The organism is Anaeromassilibacillus sp. SJQ-1, from assembly GCF_046693725.1.
Lineage (GTDB): Bacteria > Bacillota > Clostridia > Oscillospirales > Acutalibacteraceae > Anaeromassilibacillus.
Genome location: NZ_JBKEIV010000048.1, coordinates 86,049 through 106,427, shown reverse-complemented (window position 1 = coordinate 106,427; position 20,379 = coordinate 86,049). Strand labels below are relative to the sequence as shown.

17 protein-coding genes are annotated in these 20,379 nt (G+C 47.9%); 4 read left to right on the top strand and 13 right to left on the bottom strand.

All coding sequences use genetic code 11. The features are described from left to right. Window positions 1-6 precede the first annotated feature (6 nt). Window positions 7-729: a 16S rRNA (uracil(1498)-N(3))-methyltransferase gene (locus tag ACGCCZ_RS14070; RefSeq protein ID WP_054323748.1), complete on the bottom strand. Its 723-nt coding sequence runs from the start codon at window positions 727-729 to the stop codon at window positions 7-9. Between the two features lie 210 nt (window positions 730-939). Between ACGCCZ_RS14070 and ACGCCZ_RS14065 the strand changes: the two genes are divergently transcribed. From ACGCCZ_RS14065 to ACGCCZ_RS14055, 3 genes are all read left to right on the top strand, one after another. Then, window positions 940-1,284: a PadR family transcriptional regulator gene (locus ACGCCZ_RS14065; RefSeq protein WP_054323747.1), complete on the top strand. Its 345-nt coding sequence runs from the start codon at window positions 940-942 to the stop codon at window positions 1,282-1,284. 2 nt (window positions 1,285-1,286) lie between these two features. Beyond that, entirely contained in the window at window positions 1,287-1,796 is a 510-nt protein-coding gene (locus ACGCCZ_RS14060; RefSeq protein ID WP_411656354.1) for an HAAS signaling domain-containing protein, read from the top strand. Window positions 1,797-2,117: 321 nt separating this feature from the next. Then, on the top strand, window positions 2,118-2,630 hold the full coding sequence (locus tag ACGCCZ_RS14055) for a VanZ family protein (RefSeq protein ID WP_411656353.1): 513 nt from the start codon (window positions 2,118-2,120) through the stop codon (window positions 2,628-2,630). 117 nt (window positions 2,631-2,747) lie between these two features. Here ACGCCZ_RS14055 and ACGCCZ_RS14050 read toward each other — a convergent pair whose 3' ends face one another. Continuing rightward, window positions 2,748-4,121 (bottom strand): NCS2 family permease, encoded by a 1,374-nt coding sequence (locus ACGCCZ_RS14050; protein WP_085531429.1) that lies wholly within the window; start codon window positions 4,119-4,121, stop codon window positions 2,748-2,750. A 1,691-nt stretch (window positions 4,122-5,812) separates the two neighbouring features. Between ACGCCZ_RS14050 and mgtE the strand changes: the two genes are divergently transcribed. Continuing rightward, window positions 5,813-7,162, top strand: a complete 1,350-nt coding sequence (gene mgtE / locus ACGCCZ_RS14045; protein ID WP_082402148.1) for a magnesium transporter — start codon at window positions 5,813-5,815, stop codon at window positions 7,160-7,162. A gap of 92 nt (window positions 7,163-7,254) precedes the next feature. On the opposite strand, the gene ACGCCZ_RS14040 is transcribed toward mgtE, so the two are convergent. From ACGCCZ_RS14040 to ACGCCZ_RS13990, 11 genes are all read right to left on the bottom strand, one after another. Beyond that, window positions 7,255-8,184: a cation diffusion facilitator family transporter gene (locus tag ACGCCZ_RS14040; RefSeq protein ID WP_175055203.1), complete on the bottom strand. Its 930-nt coding sequence runs from the start codon at window positions 8,182-8,184 to the stop codon at window positions 7,255-7,257. 106 nt (window positions 8,185-8,290) lie between these two features. Then, on the bottom strand, window positions 8,291-8,905 hold the full coding sequence (locus ACGCCZ_RS14035; RefSeq protein WP_054323742.1) for a polymer-forming cytoskeletal protein: 615 nt from the start codon (window positions 8,903-8,905) through the stop codon (window positions 8,291-8,293). Between the two features lie 12 nt (window positions 8,906-8,917). After that, window positions 8,918-9,547 carry a DUF4004 family protein gene (locus ACGCCZ_RS14030; RefSeq protein ID WP_158088910.1) on the bottom strand — a complete coding sequence of 210 codons (630 nt, stop codon included), beginning with the start codon at window positions 9,545-9,547 and terminating at the stop codon, window positions 8,918-8,920. Window positions 9,548-9,905: 358 nt separating this feature from the next. Next, complete coding sequence (locus ACGCCZ_RS14025; protein ID WP_085531444.1) at window positions 9,906-10,250, bottom strand: hypothetical protein; 345 nt, start codon at window positions 10,248-10,250, stop codon at window positions 9,906-9,908. 1,836 nt (window positions 10,251-12,086) lie between these two features. Then, entirely contained in the window at window positions 12,087-12,734 is a 648-nt protein-coding gene (locus ACGCCZ_RS14020) for a D-sedoheptulose-7-phosphate isomerase (protein WP_054323739.1), read from the bottom strand. After that, window positions 12,731-13,711 carry an ROK family protein gene (locus tag ACGCCZ_RS14015; protein WP_411656352.1) on the bottom strand — a complete coding sequence of 327 codons (981 nt, stop codon included), beginning with the start codon at window positions 13,709-13,711 and terminating at the stop codon, window positions 12,731-12,733. The genes ACGCCZ_RS14020 and ACGCCZ_RS14015 overlap by 4 nt, the downstream gene beginning before the upstream one ends. Before the next feature lie 117 nt (window positions 13,712-13,828). Next, window positions 13,829-14,821, bottom strand: a complete 993-nt coding sequence (locus ACGCCZ_RS14010; protein ID WP_054323738.1) for an ABC transporter substrate-binding protein — start codon at window positions 14,819-14,821, stop codon at window positions 13,829-13,831. Window positions 14,822-14,878: 57 nt separating this feature from the next. Beyond that, complete coding sequence (locus ACGCCZ_RS14005) at window positions 14,879-15,925, bottom strand: ABC transporter permease (RefSeq protein ID WP_054323737.1); 1,047 nt, start codon at window positions 15,923-15,925, stop codon at window positions 14,879-14,881. A 53-nt stretch (window positions 15,926-15,978) separates the two neighbouring features. Continuing rightward, window positions 15,979-17,496, bottom strand: coding sequence for a sugar ABC transporter ATP-binding protein (locus tag ACGCCZ_RS14000; RefSeq protein WP_054323828.1), 1,518 nt, complete (start codon window positions 17,494-17,496; stop codon window positions 15,979-15,981). A gap of 323 nt (window positions 17,497-17,819) precedes the next feature. Beyond that, window positions 17,820-19,334: an ATP-binding cassette domain-containing protein gene (locus ACGCCZ_RS13995; protein WP_411656351.1), complete on the bottom strand. Its 1,515-nt coding sequence runs from the start codon at window positions 19,332-19,334 to the stop codon at window positions 17,820-17,822. Beyond that, window positions 19,331-20,368: a sensor histidine kinase gene (locus tag ACGCCZ_RS13990; RefSeq protein WP_198945581.1), complete on the bottom strand. Its 1,038-nt coding sequence runs from the start codon at window positions 20,366-20,368 to the stop codon at window positions 19,331-19,333. Before ACGCCZ_RS13990 ends, ACGCCZ_RS13995 begins: the two co-directional genes overlap by 4 nt. Between the last annotated feature and the right edge of the window lie 11 nt (window positions 20,369-20,379).

Here is a 20,379-nt window from a genome sequence, read left to right as displayed (position 1 = left end):
CCTTTCCTACAGGTTATCAGTGGCGAGCATGACAGCTGCCAGCGCTGCGATGGGGGCTGTTTCTGTGCGCAGAATCCGCGGCCCAAGGGTTGCGACAGATACACCTTGTTCTTTTGCAAACTGAACCTCCGAGCTGGCGAAGCCGCCCTCCGGCCCTATGAATAACGAGAGTTCCCGTATTTCCGAATCGACCAGAGACGAAATGTGTTCACCGCCCCCTTCATAAAAAAACAGAGCTTTTCCGGTCTCAATCGCTTCTTGAATAGCAGAACGGAAAGAAAGCGGCATAGAAACTTGAGGAATCACACCTCGACCGCTTTGTTTGGCCGCTTCTTCGGAGATTTTTTGCCAGCGGTCAATCTTCTTCTTAACCGCTTTTTCGTCCGGCCGGGAAACACATCGTTCAGAAAGCATGGGGACAATCCGTGTAACCCCAAGTTCTACGGCCTTTTGAACAACGGAGTCCATCTTGTCTGCTTTTGGAAATGCTTGATAGAGTGTGACATGAACCGTAGGTTCGCTGACGCTTTGGCAGAAATGAAGCACCTTTACGGTCACAGTATCGCCTTCAACCCGCTCAATTTCACAGTGATAGTCCGTGCCAATGCTGTCACAGAGAATCAACGATTCCCCTGGCCGCATTCGCAGGGATTTGGCAATATGATGGCCATCGGTTCCCGTGAGGACAGCGCGTTCCTCCGGAATATAATCAATAAAGAATCTTGGCATGACGATTCCCCTTTATGATCTTATTATCTCATTCATAATTATAACATTTTTATACCCCAAGACTCAACCTGTAGGAGTCTTTATCGCCCTTTTTCCAGGGGCCTGATGGTAGAAATTTAGAAAACCTTTGGGATAGGGGGTTGACAAATGGGGTGTTTTGCATATACTAATATTTAGTAATACTAAATAATTGAGAACAGGAGAAAAGAAATGGATGTGCGATATGAGCGGCAGCTCAAGCGCGGACTGCTGGAGATTATTGTCCTTAAGCTTTTGAGCCAGGGACGCGCTTATGGCTACCAACTCCTGCAACGCCTTGATCAAGAGAGTGGAGGCCTGTTCCGCATCAAGGAAGGAACGCTCTATCCCATCTTGTACCGTTTGGAAGACGACGGCCTGATCGTGTCGGAATGGAGTGTCCCAGAGGACAAGAGCGTAGCCAAGAAGTATTACCGTTGTACACCCGAAGGGAACATTGCTTTGAAAGAGCTATTGGGATTATGGCGCAGATTTGACGGTGTAGCCAATCATTTTTTACAAGGGGAGGACGAATAAAGATGACAAAAGAAACCTATGTCCGCGCAATTGTGCGGAATTTGCGCTTACCTCATAAGACTAAAAGGCGGATAAAAAACGATTTGTTGAACGACTTTATCGTCCGCATGGAGGCGGGAGAATCCCAAGAACAAATTATTGCAGATATGGGGGCTCCCGAGAAGGTAGCAGCAGAATTCCATGAGAATTTTTCCGACCAGTTGCTTCCCCATCGTACAGCGTTGGATTGGATACTCTTCATCGGTGGAATTTTTTTTGGCGTATTGGCGCTTTGGCAGGTAATTGACAGTTTTCTTTTCCCAGCACTGCTTCATGCAATAATGGGGAATTTCGATATGCATTCTGCTCCTTCCGGGGATATCGCAATAATCGGCGGTGCGGACGGCCCGACCTCCATCTTTGTGGCAGGTTCCTTCAATCTGGTTGCTCTATTGGTGCCGTTACTCCTGTGTGGAATATGCATAGCATTTTATCTGTGGCATCGAAAAAGAGAAAGATCCTCCCGTGGATAAATGGCCTCTTACAGCGAGGATATACGGGAATGGACTTTACAAAAAACATATAAAACAAAATGATGCGCCCTGAATCACAGTCATCAAACAATGTGATTTAGGGCGTTACCTTATGTGCTTTTTTATGAAATCCTGCATGGAAGCCTCTCCTTGGTTCCCGTATTTTACCGCTTGACAGAAAAAAGGAAATATGCCATACTTAAACTGTACTATTCAAAATAATACAGATATTACATATGTTAAATAGGTGGTGTATCAATGTTTTTGGGTGTGTTGATGGTAGGAGTGCCCTTTTCATTGCTTCTGGGGGGATTTCTCTATTTGCCTTATTATTTGTGGCATCGAAAGGAGCGCCGTCCCGTTTGGCGGCACTTGACGGTGTATGCATGGTTGTGCTTTACGATTCTGGTCTTGGATGCGACTCTTCTCATTGGGGGCATTGATTTTGCGCCAACATACCATTTTCTGAATCTGGCGCCTTTCGAATGGATACGGCATCCTTACGAGATGGGGATCAGGGATATGGTCAGCCAGCTGGTGCTGAATGTTTTCATGTTTATCCCCTTTGGAGTATTATTGCCCATGGTATTCCAAAGGCTTCGCGCCCTTTGGAAAACGGTTTTAGGAGCGTTTGGCATAACTGTGATGATTGAGACATTGCAGTATTTCACAGGACGGTCTGCAGATATTGACGATGTCATCATGAATGTGTTGGGAGGCGTTCTTGGTTACGGCGTCTTTGTTCTGTTAAACCATTGTCTGAGTGAGAAGCGATGGTGGCATGCTATGCTCGGAATGGCCTCTTCCAATGACAAAACCATGAATCCGAAATGAGCAATAAAAATGTAGAATTTGATAGGCATAATAGGTGGCTTCGCATAGAAAAACAATGAACCCCCGCTGCATGGGTTGCAGCGGGGGTTTTTAGATATATGAACAAATGTGGGAAACTTATACAATATGGATGTACTGGAGCACGTAGCGGATCAAGAAGAGAATCGAAATCGCGTACATAACCGGATGGACCTCTTTGGCTTTGCCACGGACCAGTTTGATGATTGTATAGCTGATGCAACCAAAGGCAATGCCTTCGGAAATGCTGTAGGCAAACGGCATCATGGCAATGGTGAGGAAGCACGGAATGGCGATCTCCATGTCGTTCCAGTCGATATCACGGACGCCGCCCATCATCATAACGCCAACCAGTACCAGCACGGGGTATGTCGCAGCGCCCGGAACAAATCCGAGGAAAGGCGCGAGGAATATCGCCAAAACAAAACAGATAGCCGTCGTGACGCTGGTCAAACCGGTTCGGCCGCCTTCAGAAATACCGGAACTGGATTCTACATAGGTGGTGACTGTCGAAGTGCCCAGGACAGCGCCAACCGAAGTTGCAATAGCGTCTGCCATCAGAGCCTTGTTGGCGCCCGGCAGCTTGCCGTCCTTTGTCAGGAATCCAGCTTTGCTCGCAGTACCATACAGTGTACCAACGGTGTCGAACATGTCGACCATGGTCAAAGAAATCAAAACGGAAATCAGGGAGAAAATGGCAACGCCGATTCCCTGGTCCAACTTGAGCAACTCACCAAAGCCGCCGAGGAACTGGCCAAAGGTTGGGGCCAGAGAATTGCCGACAGACAGGCCCTTTGCAATCCCCACATTTGCGCCAAATCCAAACTGCATGATTGCGCCGACAACGGTTGTGATCAGGATGCTGATAAACAGGCCGCCTTTGACATGCCATACCACAAGGACCGTGGTGATTACGATTCCAATTACAGCAAGCAGTACCTTTGGATCGCTGAAATTTCCGAGAGTAATCAAAGTAGAGTCACTGTTTGCAACAATCCCCGCATTAATCAAAGCGACAATTGCAATGAACAGGCCAATGCCACCGCTGATCGCTTTTTTAATGGGCAGCGGAATTGCATTTACAATCGCTTCTCTGCCACCGGTAGCGGTCAGAAGGATAAAGATCAAACCGGAGATAAAAACAGCGGCCAAACCAGCCTGCCAGGAGTACCCGTATGTGCCGCAGATAGTGAATGCAAAGAACGCATTCAAGCCCATACCAGGTGCCTGCGCCAACGGATAGTTGGATAAGAGGCCCATCAACAGGGTGCCAATGGCAGCCGAGATACAGGTTGCCAGCATAATTGCGCCTGTGTCCATGCCGGTGGTACCCAGGATGGAGGGGTTGACGAAGATGATGTACGCCATCGTAAAGAAGGTGGTCAGGCCGGCCACAATCTCTGTGCGTACCGTGGTCTTGTTCTCCTTCAACTTGAAGAAGTCTTTCCGGGATACAGTGGATTCCTTTGCCATGGGGTCACACTCCTCAAACGTTTTTCTTCCTTATTCGACAGGATGGCCGAGAAATACCGCAACATGGATTGCTCAAAACAAATTTCTCCATGAAAAGCCATTTTTCGCAGAAGAGATGGGAAGCGGCCGCTATCTTTTTCTGTATAGAGGACAGCAGGAGAATTTGCAGAACATGAATCACAAGGGCGCCCCGCCAAAGAAGGAAATAGATACTTCTATTATATAGATTCTGTACACGTGAATCAATAGCAAAAATCAGAATCAAACGGGAAGGAAATGTGGGAAGAGAAAAGATGGATGGCTAGCAAAGGAGATGGTCGTTTCTTTTAAGAAGTTGAAAGAAAATCAAAAGAATCGGAAACAGTTGTCGGGTCATGTGCAATTGTAGAAAAACAGGATTGCAATTTCGTATGGAATGTGATATGAATAAAAACAAAAGATGGATTAGCTGAGGTTTCTGAAAAAGGGATAGAGCATGCCCCAAGGGCATCCATGCTTTGCCTATCCTTCGAGAAACAGTTGTTGGCAAGAACAAAGAGACTTTTTTAGAAAACAAGTGGGTAACTGGGGGTGAAGGTATCGCGTTTCATCATTGAGATATAAACATTGATTTTTAGTTCCTATTTTTGGGATTATGAAAAGGTCGTTGTTCGCAAGAACGCGAGGATTGAAATACAACACCCCATATGCCCAGGCCAGCCCCCAGAGCCGTCACTCTTGGAAAGAATCTTACAAAAAGGTTTTTTCAGAAATGAATAGACCTTTTTAATGCAGGTTTTCCAAGGGTGATGTGGATGGAAAGAGAAAAACTCTGTGGTGGAACCACCGGGTAAACAGTCGCCTTCCATGGGGAGGTGTGGATTGAAATGCGTGTCTGGTGTTCACTCTGACAGCACCGCTCTACTTCTATGAGACTTAGAGGGCGGTAAAGAGTGGGAACAAAGGCTTTGAGAAAGCTTTTGTTCCTCCTGGAGTTTCCTGTCGTTGGTTGAGCGAATACGAGGGTAGAAAAGTGGAACAGGTGAATGAGCAATTTGTGATTGCTGGACACAATCGGTAAGGACGGTGAGACGGTCAATCACAATCATGGTATTTGTTTTTTATCGGGATAGGATTAAAAGACAATACACACAATAGCCATCGATCATAAGGCCGCGATGGGAACGAACGATCGAAATATCCCACAACGGTCCCAGAAGGCAGACAGCAGGCACGGTTGTCTGTATTGGAAGAGCCGCCGCCCTTATGGGCGGCGGCTCTTCCAATGTCCAGATTTCGTGAATGATTTGATAAGGAATCCTTTCAGGTGCAACCAAAAGAAAACAAAAATAAATGGCGTACAGATTGTATTTCTGTACGATTCCTAAAAATTGTGTAAAATTGTTAAAACATGAGAGATTCCCTTGAAAAGAAAGATAAAACGTGATATTCTCTAAATACAGACGAAATAGGCAAAAATTCGGCTGAAATGAATCAAAGGAGGGAAAATCGGTGGACCTTTGTGGACGAAGTACGGCACAGGACAAAGACGTTTCTTGGCGTAGAACAGCGGTTGGGCCATCGGTTTTTCCGAGGTGTTTCTGCTGAAAGTTTGCGAAGAGATGTTGCCATAAGGGGATGTGCACAATCCCCTTATGTTTTGTTCCTTTGGCGGCTTCCTCCCTGTAAAATAAAGACAGGAGGAGAACCCAATGGAGAGAATGGATCGTTTGAATGCCTTTCAAAACCTTTTGGAGCAAAAAGAGTATCTTACGCTGCGGGCAGCCATGACAAGAGAAAATGAGGTGGATATCGCCGAATTTATCGAAGGTTTGTCAAAGGAAAATGCGGTTATCGCTTTTCGCACGTTGCCCAAGGAACTGGCAGCCGAGGTGTTTTCGAATCTGTCTCCGGATATGCAGCAGGTCATGGTGGACTCGTTCACCGACACAGAGCTCTCGGAGATGGTTGAAGAACTGTTCGTAGACGATGTGGTGGACATGCTGGAAGAGATGCCTGCCAATGTGGTCAAGCGTGTTTTGAGGAGTGCCCGACCGGAAACACGTAAGCAGATCAATACCTTTTTGAACTACCCGGAAAATTCGGTTGGAAGCATCATGACAGCAGAGTTTATCGACTTGCGCAAGGATATGACTGTCAGGGATGCCATTCAACGCATTCGCCGCACAGGTGCAGATTGCGAATCCATCTATACAGCTTATGTCATCGATGAGCAGCGCTTTTTGCAGGGGGTTATCACGGTAAAGGAGCTGCTTTTGGCCGATGATGATGTTACCGTCGAAACGATTATGGAACCGGATGTAATTACCGCAACAACCTTGGAGGATCGGGAAAAGGCTGTTCAACGGATGATGCGGTACGATTTCCTTTCCATGCCTGTAGTGGACCATGAAAACCGTCTGGTTGGTATGGTGACTTTCGACGATGGCATGGATGTATTGGAAGAAGAGGCTACAGAGGATTTTGAAAAGATGGCTGCAATGCGGCCCTCGGAGAAGCCATACCTCAAGACCAATGTTTTTATACTCGCAAAGAATCGCATTGTATGGTTGTTGGTACTGATGGTTTCCGGGATGATTACCGGTGGAATTCTTGGAAAATTTGAAGCGGCCTTTGCTGCCATGCCCTTATTGGTCACTTTTATTCCGATGTTGACCGATACAGGTGGAAATGCGGGGAGTCAGAGCAGCACTTTGATTATCCGTGGTATGGCGGTGGGAGAGATTGCCTTCCACGACTTTTTTCGTGTGCTCTGGAAAGAACTACGGGTCAGCCTGTTGGTGGGGATCGTTTTGAGTGCGGTGAATTTTGTACGTCTGGCGATCTTCTACCCCGGACAGGAGGGAATTGCCTTGACCGTGGCGATTGCACTCTTGGCGACCGTGATGATGGCCAAAACCATCGGAGGCGTTCTTCCCATGCTGGCGAAGGTATTGCATGCCGATCCTGCTATTATGGCAGCTCCGCTGATTACGACGATTGTCGATGCATGCTCGCTTGTAATTTACTTTTCTGTCGCACAGGCATTGTTGGGGTTATAAAATGATGAAGCCCCCTGAAATGGTAAAAAACCGTTTCAGGGGGCTTTTGTTTGGAAAGAAGATGCGGGACCTTCTATCCTTCACAGAGCGGTTTACCGTTTAATCGGTATCTCTAGCACCATAGGATTGACATGAATCATACAATGCTTTACTGTGGGGAAATACGCTTCTACAGCGTCATGGGTCCTCTGCGCAATGGCGTGTGCTTCGGTCAGTGTTTTGTTTCCATCTGCCCGAATTTCGATGTCTACATATATTCGGTCACCAAACAGGCGCGTTTTCAAATCGTCAATGCCAAGAACACCCTCCTGCTTTAGGATGAGCTCCTGTAGCTTTGCGACTGTTACATCGTCACAGGAATGGTCAGTCATTTTGCCGATCGCATCACGAAAAATATCCCAGGCGGCCTTTAGAATGAACAGACAAATCCCAACGCTTGCAAGCGGGTCTAAAATAGGGAGTCCTAAGCGCGCGCCAAGAATTCCGGCAAAACTTCCGATGGAGGAAAGTGCATCCGACCGATGATGCCATGCGTCCGCCATCAATGCGCTGGAATGGATACGTTTTGCTGCGAAATATGTATACCAGAACATGGCTTCTTTGGTCAGAATGGAAATTCCGGCAGCAGCCAAGGCCAGAAGTCCCGGGGCGGGTGGAAGATACCTGCCGGAAAAAATTTGCGAGATTCCGGTCGCACCAATTCCAAAGCCAGTAGCTGCCAATAATACTGCCAATAACATAGCGGCGACACATTCCATCCGCTCATGTCCATAAGGGTGGCTTTTGTCTGCCGCCCGGTGTGCAACTTTTATTCCAACCATAACCACAACTGTGCTGAACACATCGGAGGCCGAATGGACAGCATCGGAGATTAGGGCACTAGACCTTGCGGCAAAACCTGCAAAAAGTTTAAAGCCCGAAAGCAGAATGTTGCCCACAATACTGACAGAGGAAACCCGGAGAGCCGTTTGTTCGGGCGTATGCGCTTTCAATTTGGAGCCCCCTTTTTTCTTTTCGTCCATTTTATGCAACGGATCAAAGAAGTGTTCTTGAAAGAAGGCTTTTTGCCGGTTATTCTTAAGATAGGTTCATACGTAAAAAGGATTTACAACAGAGGGAGAATCGGCTTTACTCTTTATCATATATGGTATATTCTCCGGTGATATGTTGTACTGTGGCACTTGGGTCGATGGACAGTGTTCCATTACAGTCCAGATGCTCGATCTGACATTTTGGGCCAATGACCACTCGGCTGCCATTGACGGTCTGTGCGGTAACACCCTTCAATTCTACATAAGTGGCTTCAATCAGTTCGATCTTGGAACCGCCTTTTGTAAAAAGCTTTCCCCATGTTCCCAGGTAGGATTGAATGATAATGCGATCTCCCACAATTTCTCGTGCGCGAATCAATCCGTCTGCCTGAACAGTATCCGCACAGATCTGTCCATCCATGCTGATGCTTCCGTCACAGAGGACTTCGTCTGCTTCCAATTTAGAGCCGTTCGTCATTGCTAGAAGTCCATCCACAGAAAGACGTCCAGCCTGGATGTCTTTGTCGAAGCGCGCAGTGCCGTCGCAATTTAGCTCTTTTACTGTAACCGCCCCACGGCATTTGAGCAACCCATCCACTTTGAGCGTATCCGCTTCCAAATCTCCAATACATTCGCCGACGCCATCGATCACAAGCCGGCCAAAGCTTCCCCCTGGAATTTTTCCAATCCCATCAATTCGTATATCCTGCATATCCGATTCCTCCTAACAATTTCGTATGTTTTGATACCGAAGTTTCATCTGATTGGAGAGTTCTCCCAAGGGACGTACATCTAAGACCTGGATTTCACAGTCAAATTGGATTGGTACGGTACCTTTTGAAAAGGCAAGATGATACATGCCATGTGAAATAAATACTGTACAAGTCCAGTCCAATCCCTTGAGGGTGGAGAGTATCGATGAGCCTCTGCGAAGGAGATCCTCCATGTGTTCCCGAGAAATGTCTTGATTCCACGCAGTTTCAGAAAGGGCTGCGAAAAGTGTAATCTCGGCGAGGCTATAGGCTTCTTTGGGACAGGATGCAATGATTGCAGGTAGAAGGCTCCCGCTGATTTCCTCCATTTGTTCCAATGCATCCGCAGGGTAAAGTTCTGAGGAGTCCTCAGGAGAAAGGATTTTTGCCAGTTCTTCCAGCGAATACTGGTCCTTTGCATCGAGTATCGCTTGAATACGCCGCAGGACTTGTTCCCGGGGAAAGAAGGTTTCCTGCCCAGTAAAGGCAGATTGCTTCAAAAACCACTCCTCCGGGATCAGACGTGCCCGTTTCCAACGATAGAGCTGCCCGTAGGAGATGCCAGTTTGTGCCAAAAGTTCCTTTTTTGAAATAAGGTCCAAAAGATAATCACCTTCTAACGTAACAATGTTTTGTTTCACAAACGTAGTATAACAAAACATTGTTACGCTGTCAAGAAAAAAGATTTCTATTTTCAATAGTGCGGCTTTTATTGGTTAGCTCCATTTGCCTATAAAATGTAGGGAAGTTCTGTAACAATTATCAAGATGGTTTGCCGCATTTGCCTATGTTGAATATAGACAAGCAAGGGAAAATGATCAAGATGGCGTGCTGGGTTTACCTATACCGCATATGGGCAAGTAAAGCAGATTATCAAGATCATCTGCCCTTGTTTGCCTAACCGACCATCCGGTTAACCACCGTAAAGGTTTACAACAAAAAAGGAGACCGGCTGCATGCCTATCTCCTTTGTGAATCGTATTCGTCTAACACGTTTTTTATAGCAATATTCACCAGTTTATAAATGCTTACGCCATATTTTGCCTTGAGGTCCTCTAACCCGGCGAGATTGCTTTCACGGATGAGCAACGTATGTGTGACAGAAAAATCGTTTGCTGCTTTTTTGTAGAGAGAAATTTGTTCACTCTCAATTAAGTGTTCTAGGGACGCATTTACAAGGTCGGTGACGGTTGCATCGTAAATGGTAGAGAGCTGTTCCAAACGCACATAAAGACTGTCGTCAATCTCGTAGTTTCGTCGGTACTTCTTTTCGCGTTTGTGAAATTTCTGATCAAAATATCCCATATTCCCACACTCTCATCGCTCAACACGTTTTATTCATATTTTATAGGTATATAAAGCATTGTTTAAGTGTATATATAACTATATTAATATGGTATAATAGTCTTGATAAAAGAGGAAAGAATATGTATAATGGAATTGAAAAAAATTAGGAGCCGGCTTGATTGGATTCAAAGAACGACTTCAAACCAGCAAAGGCCCTGTTTATGGATTCGATTTTTTACAGAAACACTTCAATCATACGACCTTGTGTTGGAAATAAAAAGGGCCATGCGTGTATTGTTATGAAACATGGGGCGCGAATAAGGGTACATACTGGCCAAAAAAGAGCACGTCGCGAAAAGTAGTTTCGCAACGTGCTCTTTTCTTTATCCATAGAACTGCCTTAGGAACATACCCGTGAAAAGCCACCACGCCTATCTCGATTGTAGAAACCAGCAGATTGTCTCTCAAATGTATTTTAGGGAAAAAAGATCCACAATCCGGTTGCAGATCGGTGTGCCAGTCGCATTTCAACCCACCTCTCCCTGTGAAGTGTGGTAGGAGAATGTCTGGATATATTACAAATATATCCAATTCCCATTCACACGCTCCGTGTGAAGGAGGACACGTGTTTGCTGGTATTCCGGCCCCGCCGTTGATAATTTCGATCGACACTTCTCCACATGGAAGAGGACTTTACTGTTTCAGTAGCGCTTTATCATTGTATTGCTTTCAACTTGTACTCTACGTGTGAAAAGGGACGTTCTGATAGGCGTATTTTACACTAAAGTTCGTAGGATCTCAACCTATCCCCTTGACATGAAGGGTGACACACGAGAGACAAGATCGGTTAAATGCTCAATCGGATTTCAATCCATACCCTCCGCATAGAAGGGAACTTACGCTGTTGTGAGGCGATGTAGAAAATACGGATTTCAATCCGCGCGCTTCGCAAGAAGGACGACGTTCAAAAGCTCCTCTATAGCCCAAAGAGAAAACGGATTATTCTGTGTCCTCTTTTATAATCCAATCATCAAAGCCATGGGAGGCGATTCGCTCCATCCTTTACCATAAAAAATCGCAATATCTCCGTAGTCTAGATGGATAGAACACATGCCTCCTAAAAATCGAATCGTTCGAATCCTGGAGTCCTTCAAAATGAAATATTTTCTGTATAAGCCCCCGTAGCTCTGTTGGATAGAGCGCATACCTCCTAAGGAGGCCACCGCCTCAAAGCAGAAGCGCTTCGACAATCATCGAACTTTCATCCATTGATTCGGTAGTTGAACGGTCTTTTATCGGAAAAGAGGCAGCGCCAGAAATGGCATGATTTGGCCTCCCCGGATGCGTTTGGCCACCGGCAAAGAAAGGAGTACTATAAGCCATGATAGTTCAATCCACACATGATTGCGAACCACATTGCGGACTGCGGCAGTTAAAATGGTTTACCGCATTTGTCTGCGCTGAATACAGACAAGCAAAGGAAATGATCAAGATGGCGTGCCGGGTTTACCTACACGGCATATGAGCAAATAAAGCAGATTATCAACAACGTCGTTATCTGAAGTGATTTGTTTATATGGAATTATTTTTTAGTTCCAGAATACAAGGTTGTTTTTACACCTCTTGCGGCAAAAACTTCAGGTTTTCGATTGAATTCATGAAAATGATACGAATGACTCAACAAAAGGTTCCGATCCGTCACAAGCACCGAAAAAAGAGGTGTTAAAGGGCTCTCAATTGGGTAACCAGCAAGTGAAATGTGGGCAACGGAAAAGGGATTACCGGCTTTGGTTGGCTACCCTTTGTTATTTTAGGATAAAAGGTGAGACTTGCATGCAATGGTTCCCATAAGGCTTATTGTGTAAAGCATTCGGATTCCACAGCGGCACAAAGATAGTGGTACATTGCCAAGTGATATTCCTGTATACGAAACGTCCGCGTCTCCGGCGCGGTAAGAGCGCAATCTGCCAGTGAAGCCAATTTTCCACCGCTTTGGCCGGTCAATGCGAGAACCTTTGCCCCACATACATGTGCACACATCGCTGCAGCACAAACATTTTTGGAATTGCCTGAAGTGCTGATTCCTAGAAGGATATCCCCAGGATTTGCATATCCGAGTACCTGCTGTGCAAAGGCCAGGCTGGGATCGACATCGTTAGAGAAGGCGGTGCTTAATGCCGTATGTGTGGATAGAGAAATAGCAGGCAGCGCCTCCTGCAAGACTTCCGCGATCTGCTTGCCATCCTCGCCAAACAGATTTGTGAACAGGTCCTTTTTATCCGATGAAAGTGGGCGCTTGAGCAAAAATCCTTTCATGAGCTCCCCAACAATGTGTTCACTGTCAGCGCTGCTGCCTCCATTTCCGCAGATCAGGAGTTTCCCGCCAGAGCGAAAGGTATCCAAAAGTAGCCGGAGCGCTTTTGACAATTCGGCTTCGAGGAATGTCAAATCCGGATGGAGTGTATAAAATTCCTGCATAATTTGCTGTGTACGCATGTTCATATGTGGTTCTCCTTTTCTTGATAGTAGAGTGCGACGGTAAGCGCTGCGATGTCTCCAACGGATTCTGAAAGAGCGCAGGGGACGACAGAACAGGCGGCGCGTGCAGCAGGAAGCGTCTCTTCTGCAATCACACGTTCAGCAGCTGGCCAGAGCTGTTCCTGGCAACGGGCAAAGATGCTTCCGATTACAATTCGTTCTGGATTTAGTAAATCAATCACAATCGAAAGCCCTTTGCCAAGCTGTTCACCGGCTGCTTGTAGAATACGCAATGCCAAAGGATCACCGGCCTGTGCGGCCCGGCCTACGTCCGCGGTGGTGATCGTATCCAGCTGTTCGACATGCGGGCAGAGATCTGGCTTTTTACCCCTTTGTAGCTCCTGCAACAAAAACATACGGGCCAATTGTGCGATTCCGCCGCCGCTACAAAAGCCTTCAAACGACCCCATTTTTCCATAGCCAACGGGCCCTGATTCTGAGAGACGGATATGTCCCAATTCTCCTGCCATGTCACTAGCCCCAGTATAGAGATGCCCATCCAGAATGACCCCTGCCCCCAAACCGGTTCCAAAGGTCAGAAATAGCATGCTGGAACAACCGCGTCCTGCGCCGAAACGCCATTCTGCCAGGGCACAGGCGTTGGCATCGTTGCAGAGCCAGGCGGGAAGCCCTGTTGGTGCTTGAAGTCGTTCCACAATTGGAATATCATCCCAGCCGGGGAGATTGGGTGGGGATAGGATGCGGCCTGTCCGGCTATCCAATGGGCCGCCACAGCTGATGCCAATTCCGACCGGCCGGTCGGGGGCATGGGCCATACAGTCGCGTACATCCTCGGATAACCGGTGAATCATCTCCTCCGGGGAAAATGAAGCGGTTGGGTGTGGTGTACATTTATAAAGAATTTCTACGGAATCCTCGGACATCTGGCCCAAGCATACAGCACATTTTGTACCTCCAATGTCCACTCCAATGGCAAACATAAAATCCCTCCTATGGTGATGAGAGCAAAAGGCGGCCTCCGTCTTCGGAAGCCGCCTTTTCAAGAAAGTTAAAAAGAGGATTAGAGAAGAAGATATTATAGATTAGAGAAGAGAGAATTAGATGGAATCTTTGTCAATGACGGAAACACCGGTATCAACGAATTCTTCGCCGATGTCCTCGCCTTCCAGGGCCTTGACTGCTGTCTGGATGCCCTCATAACCCATAACGTCCGGGTTCTGTGCCATAGTGCAGAGAATATAACCATTCTTGATCAGGTTGAGGATCGTATCGGACTTGTCAAAACCAACGCCGATGACGGTCTGGCCAGCTTCCTGAATAGCGTTGCCGGTACCGACGGTGGAGCCTTCATTTGCGCCGAAGATGCCAACACAGCCCTGGGTGATGTAGTTCGCAGCGATGTCCTTGGACTTTGCTGCATCGCCATCGCCGTACTGGGTTTCCAGGAGTTCAAAATTGGTTCCTTCAAATGCTGCACGGAAGCCTTCTTCACGGGCAACCGTGGAAGCAGTTGCTGCATTGACGTTGACGATACCGATCTTACCCTCGGTGATCCCCTGTGCCTCAAGAGCCTTAATCATCTCTTCGCCAGCGATGGTGCCAGCTGCCTTATTGTCCGTTGCGAGGGTCTGTACACCCGGGAAATCTGCTGCGGAATCAACGTAGACAATCTTGACGCCAGCGGCATCCGCTTCTTCCAGAGCAGCGGTTACAGCGTCCGGACCATTGGCTGCCAAAAGAATGGCTTCTGCGCCACCGGCAACCGCGTTATTTACACATTCAATCTGCTTCGCGTCGTCTTTGACATCCGGAGCCAGCCAAGTGTAGTCGACATTGCCGAGCTCCTCGACTGCCTTCTTACAACCTGCATCCACATTGACCCAGTGCTGGTCCATCTGGTCCATTGTAATCAGGTAAATTTTGTGATTACCACCTGCGTTGGTATCGTCGCCGGTATTGGTATCGGATACTTGGCCGTCTGTGGTGGATTCGGGGGCGTTGCTGGTTCCTGTGTCACCGCTGCAGCCAGCCATCATACCGGCCATCAGTGCACAAGACAGGAAAATGGATACGAGCTTCTTGAATTTCATGATTCTTTCCTCCTGATATTGTTTTTGATATTGTTTAAAGCGTCTACATGAAAAACGTCACGCCTTAACTCCTACATTTTTGGATTTTGCCTCGGAAGAGGACTTTTCCTTTTTTCTTCTCGGCTTGCCACTGCGGACGACGACATCCAACAAGACAGAGATTACAACAATGATGCCGATCACGATGTTGCGGATTGCGACCGGTGCGCCCGCAAACTGTAGGCCATTCTGAAGCACACCCCAGATGGAAGCGCCGATCACGGTGCCGAGCAGGATACCCTGGCCGCCGAGGGTGGATACACCGCCGATAACAGAAGCGGCTACTGCATACATTTCATACATGTTACCTGCGTCCATAGTACCCATACCACTGGTAGCGCAGATAATGAGGCCGACTACGCAGGCACAGACGGAGCTGACTACATAGGCCTTTGTTGTGCTGGCGACCACGTTGACGCCGGACAGACGGGCGGCCTCCACATTGCTGCCAATGGCGTAGATATGACGGCCCGTGCGGGTTTTGCTCAACAGGAAGTTGAAGAGAATCCAAAGAACAACAGCAATCCAGATGGTGTTGTAAACGCCGAGGAACTTGCCATAGTAGAAAAAGTCGCGGAAAGCTTGCGCGCCGTCACCGATGGAATCGGTGTTATAGTTGTTGTTGACGATCTGTGCGATACCACGAGCGATGGTCATGGTGCCCAAGGTTGCGATGAAGGGCGGCAGCTTGCATTTTGCAACGAGCTGACCATTGAGAACACCCACCAGGATGCAGCAGATGAAGGTGATTCCAACAGCAATCCAAGGATTGATCCCCTTGGTCATCAAGGTGGCGGAGATCATACAACTCATACCCACCACAGAGCCGATGGAAAGGTCAATGTTTCCGGTAATCAATACATAGGACTGGCCAATACCGATCAGAAGAATCGGTGCGATCTGACGAAGAAGATTGGCGACATTTTGTCCAGAGAAGAAGATCGGATTTAACACACCGAATACGATGCACAGAATAATCAAGCCGCATGTGACCGTGATTACCTGGCCCATACCTCGAATCGCCAATAGCCTTTTAAACGGGTTTTGTTTTGCTTTGTTTTCCATATTTGTCTCTCCCCAATTCTGAATCTTGATGTTATCGGATACAGGTCCGGCCGTTAAGCGCCGGCCTTTTGAGAAATCTTGTTTTCAAACCGGGTGGCGCACTCCAGAATCTGATTCTGGGTAACCTCTCCGGAGAGAAATTCCCCTGTGATGCGGCCGTCGCACATGACTAGGATTCGGTCGCTGATGCCGAGAATTTCCGGCATTTCCGAAGATACGAACATGACGCCGATGCCCTGTTGCTTGAGTTGGTTCATCAGGTTGTAGATTTCAACCTTTGCAGCGACGTCGATGCCCCGGGTCGGTTCATCAAAGATCACCACGCGGGAGTTTCGCGCCAGCCATTTCGCAACAACGATTTTCTGCTGGTTGCCGCCGGAAAGACTTCCAGCGTCCGATTCAGAGCTTGCCAGCTTAATGGTCAGTTCATGGACGGAACGTTCCACCATCTCCGTTTCTTTTTTGTGATTGACCACGCCGAATTTGTTGCACAAAATGTCCAGATTCGGCAACGCAATGTTGTCGCGGATACTCAACTTGGTACACAGGCCATCCTTTTTGCGGTCTTCCGGTGCGAGCACGATACCAGCCCGAATGGCGTCCATTGGTTTGCGGATATGGACCGCCTTACCGTCAAGAAGAATCTCTCCGCTTTCCTTGGGATCAATCCCGAAGATGGCCCGCGTGGTTTCCGTACGTCCTGCGCCCATCAGACCGGCAATTCCAACGATTTCGCCCGCGTAAAGATCCAGGTTGATATCGCGGACCAAACGCCCAGCGTTCAAATTTCGAATCTCCAAAATTTTCTTTCCGCGTGCACAGTTTACACGGGGGAATTTTTCCTTAATTTCACGCCCGACCATATAAGCGATGATCTCGGACATATTGGTATCCTGGAAATTCATGCTGGTGATGTACTTTCCATCGCGCATGATGGTGACGCGGTCGACAATGTGCTGCAATTCCTCCAAACGGTGGGATATGTAGACGATGCCGTGCCCGGCTTCACGCAGTTTACGGATGATTACAAACAGGTCGTCGATCTCTTTCGATGTCAGAGCGGACGTCGGTTCGTCCATGATTAAAATCTTGGCATTGGTGGAGAGCGCCTTTGCGATTTCCACCATCTGTTGCTTGGATACTGGAAGGTCGCCGACAATGGTATCTGGGTCGATGTCGATGTTGAGGTTGCCAAGAATTTTTGCAGCCTCCTTGCGCATCTCGCGCTCGTTGAGGATGCCTGAATGCAACCTTTCACGGCCGAGGAAGATGTTCTCTGCCACGGTCAGGTGGCCACACATGTTCAACTCCTGATGAATGATCGCAACGCCAAGGGCCTGCGCTTTTTTGGGGGTGAGTTCGTCGATCTTCTCGCCAAAGAGCTTGATGTCCCCGCTATCACGCGTATACACGCCGCTGAGGATTTTCATCAGGGTCGATTTGCCTGCGCCGTTTTCACCCAGCAGAGCGAGGACCTCGCCAGCCTTTAGGTTAAAGGATACGTCGTCCAGCGCTTTTACGCCGGGGAAGGATTTGTTGATGTGCTCGAGTTCCACTATGTATTCTTGCATCAAATCCACCTATCTTTTTCCTGGAACGATCCGGTCTTGTGGAAATACCGTTTCGTTCTGTTAGTCAATTGTCTTTACGATGGCTTTATTATAGCATTCCCGCTTTGGAAACATAAGGGGGCTGTGTTTGGTCTTATGGGGGGTTCCTTTTGGAAATTTTGTGCGTTATGAATTCTTTTTTTCGAATAGTTTGGCAATATTTAGATAGATTATGATGAAGCAAGAAGGAGGAAAGGTTGCGCGAATATAGATAGAGGACACCCAGAGGTGTCCCCTTTTTCAAATGCGTTTCATTTTGATCGAAAAACCGTGGAAAAAATCGGTTAGTAGGAGTCTAGGGAAGAGGTATCTGTATTTGCCATTTCGCTTGAGAGATGAAGAAGCGACTGCCCGGGGGCAAACGCAAGATGATGAAATTCATCCCGCAGGTACTCTTTGCGAAGGTTTCCGTCTTCAAACATCAAAAGGCGGTCTGCAACAAAGAGGCTATCAGAGAGGCTGACGGCCAAAATGACAACGGTGATTTTTCGCTCTCGCAGCTTATTGATTAAATGAATCAAATGGTGGCGTAGATACATATCAGCCCCGGCGAAAGGCTGCATCAAAAAGACCACCTTGGGGTGGTACAGGTGAACCCGGTAATAGATCAGGCTATAGAGGGAATAGGGGGACAGATGGGTGATGTCCTGTGCGCGTATGTCCTTGCCGATCAACGGTTCGTATTCCAGAAGAATGCTTTTTTTAATACGCCGGCTCATCCACAGAGTAGGGCATCGCCAGTCCATCGCAAAACAGAGATTGTCAATATAGGACATTTCTCGGAACAACATGGTCTGGATGGGATTTTCCCGGATAAAGGAGACCTTATGCTTGAGTTTCTCATGGTTGGAACACCAGTCTCGGGCATCCAGAAGGATTCTTCCCGCTTGAGGGAATCGATCGCCAGTCATCAGATCGGCCAAGTCGTTCAGAACGAGGCTGTTGCTGTCCAACAGAACGACACATTCCCCTTCCTCAATGGTACAGTTCATGTCGTGGATATGGTCTGTAAAGAGATGACGCAACTTCAGCATTCCGTTGCGTTGTTCCGGTCGAACAGGCGGTGTCAATGGATGCCGGAAGTCCAGGGCATAGTGCAGGATGATTTCGTCTCGGAAATCTTCCCGGAACAAAAGCTTTCGTACACGGCCGTTTTCCATGAGAGCTACACGGTCACAGATTCGAAAGGTCTCCTCATGGTGATTACAGATATAGAGAAAGGAGAGGCCTTCTTTTGCATAATGGCGAAGCAATTTTAAAAAATGGATCAGATCGGCTGGTCCGAGAAAATTGCTGATGTCGCGAAGAACCACCAGCTTGGCCCCAGAAATAATGGCCTTCAAAAGCTCAGCGACACAGCGTTCAAAATGGGTGAGATTTCCGGCGAGCTCCCCGGCGTCGATCTGCACGTCAAGCTCCTGCGTAAACAGCGAGAGCTGTGCACGCAAAATCCGCGGGGCGATCAGATATTTTTTGAACCCCCGCCGCAAAACAAAGATATTGTCTGCAACGCTGAGCCCTTCTGCCATGTGGCTTTTTTCCTCAATCACGGCCACCCGGTTGGGCTCCATGGAACTGTGGCGATAGCTATTGACCAGCTGCTCTTCGAAGTAAATATATCCATAATGTATGGGAACATTTTGACAAAGGAGATTCACCAAAGCGTCCTGCCCATTGGAATTGAGACAGACAAGCCCCATGATTTCGCCCTCAAATATGTGCAGGTTTAAGTCATCCAGCAGCGTAACCTCGCCCTCCATCAGGGTGACACGGTCCAAACGCATAATTTCTTTTTTCATGGTGTATAATCCTTTGATTTGCCGGTGATCCGCGGGAGGGTGACCTCTACATCCGTGCCAACCCCTTCGGTACTGTAGATAGTGACGCCATATTGCTCCCCAAAGAGAAGGCGGATGCGGCTGTTGACATTGATGATAGCAATACCGCCGCGCTTTTCCCGATCGGGGGTGACAAAGTCCAAAAAGGGAGTCTCCAACTCACGGTTGAGCTTTTGCAGGCGCGCCTCATCCATACCGACGCCGTCATCCGATACCGTGATGATTAAGCGACTGGGGGTGGCCTCCAATTTAATACGGATATTGCCGCGCCCAATTTTACATTCAATGCCGTGGATGATGGCATTTTCGACAATTGGTTGAAGAGTCAGCTTGGGCATCCGGCACTTGCTGAGTTCGTCACGGTCATCCTCATCGTCGTACTCAATGCTCAGGTTGATGCGCTCGCCAAAGCGATAGCGTTGTATGACATAATAATTTTCAATATTGCGCAGTTCGTCCTCCAAGGAGACAAGATGTTCCACGTTGGAGATGGTGTAGCGGAAGAAGGTGGAGAGGGCCTCCGTCATCTTTGCGACGGTATCCAGCCCTGCGGCGAGCGCCTCTCCGCGAATCCCCTCCAAGGTGTTGTATAAGAAGTGGGGATTAATCTGGTTTTGCAGGGCCAAATATTGCGCCTGTTTTTTGCTGGCGTTGATGAGCTCTCTGGTGTTCAATAGACTGTGTAGCTTGTCCAGCGCGCGCTCCATGCCAGGGCTCATCGGATAACGAAGCTCATACGGGCTGTTCATGGAATACCCGTCAACAAATAGTTCGAGCATTTTTTCCGTTTCCCGGAAGGGAAGATACACCCATCGGTAACCAAAATAGAGTGCACCCCCCAGCAGAGCGGCGCCCCCCAGTACCGCCCAGGTGGCCCAGGGTTCCTCTGCGATATAGATCGCCAGAGCGACCAACAAAAGCACAGCCAAAACGGCTAAGGCAAGGATAAACAACATACAGCGGTCAAATAGATAGCGGGATTGTATCTTTTTCATTTGTAGTCCCC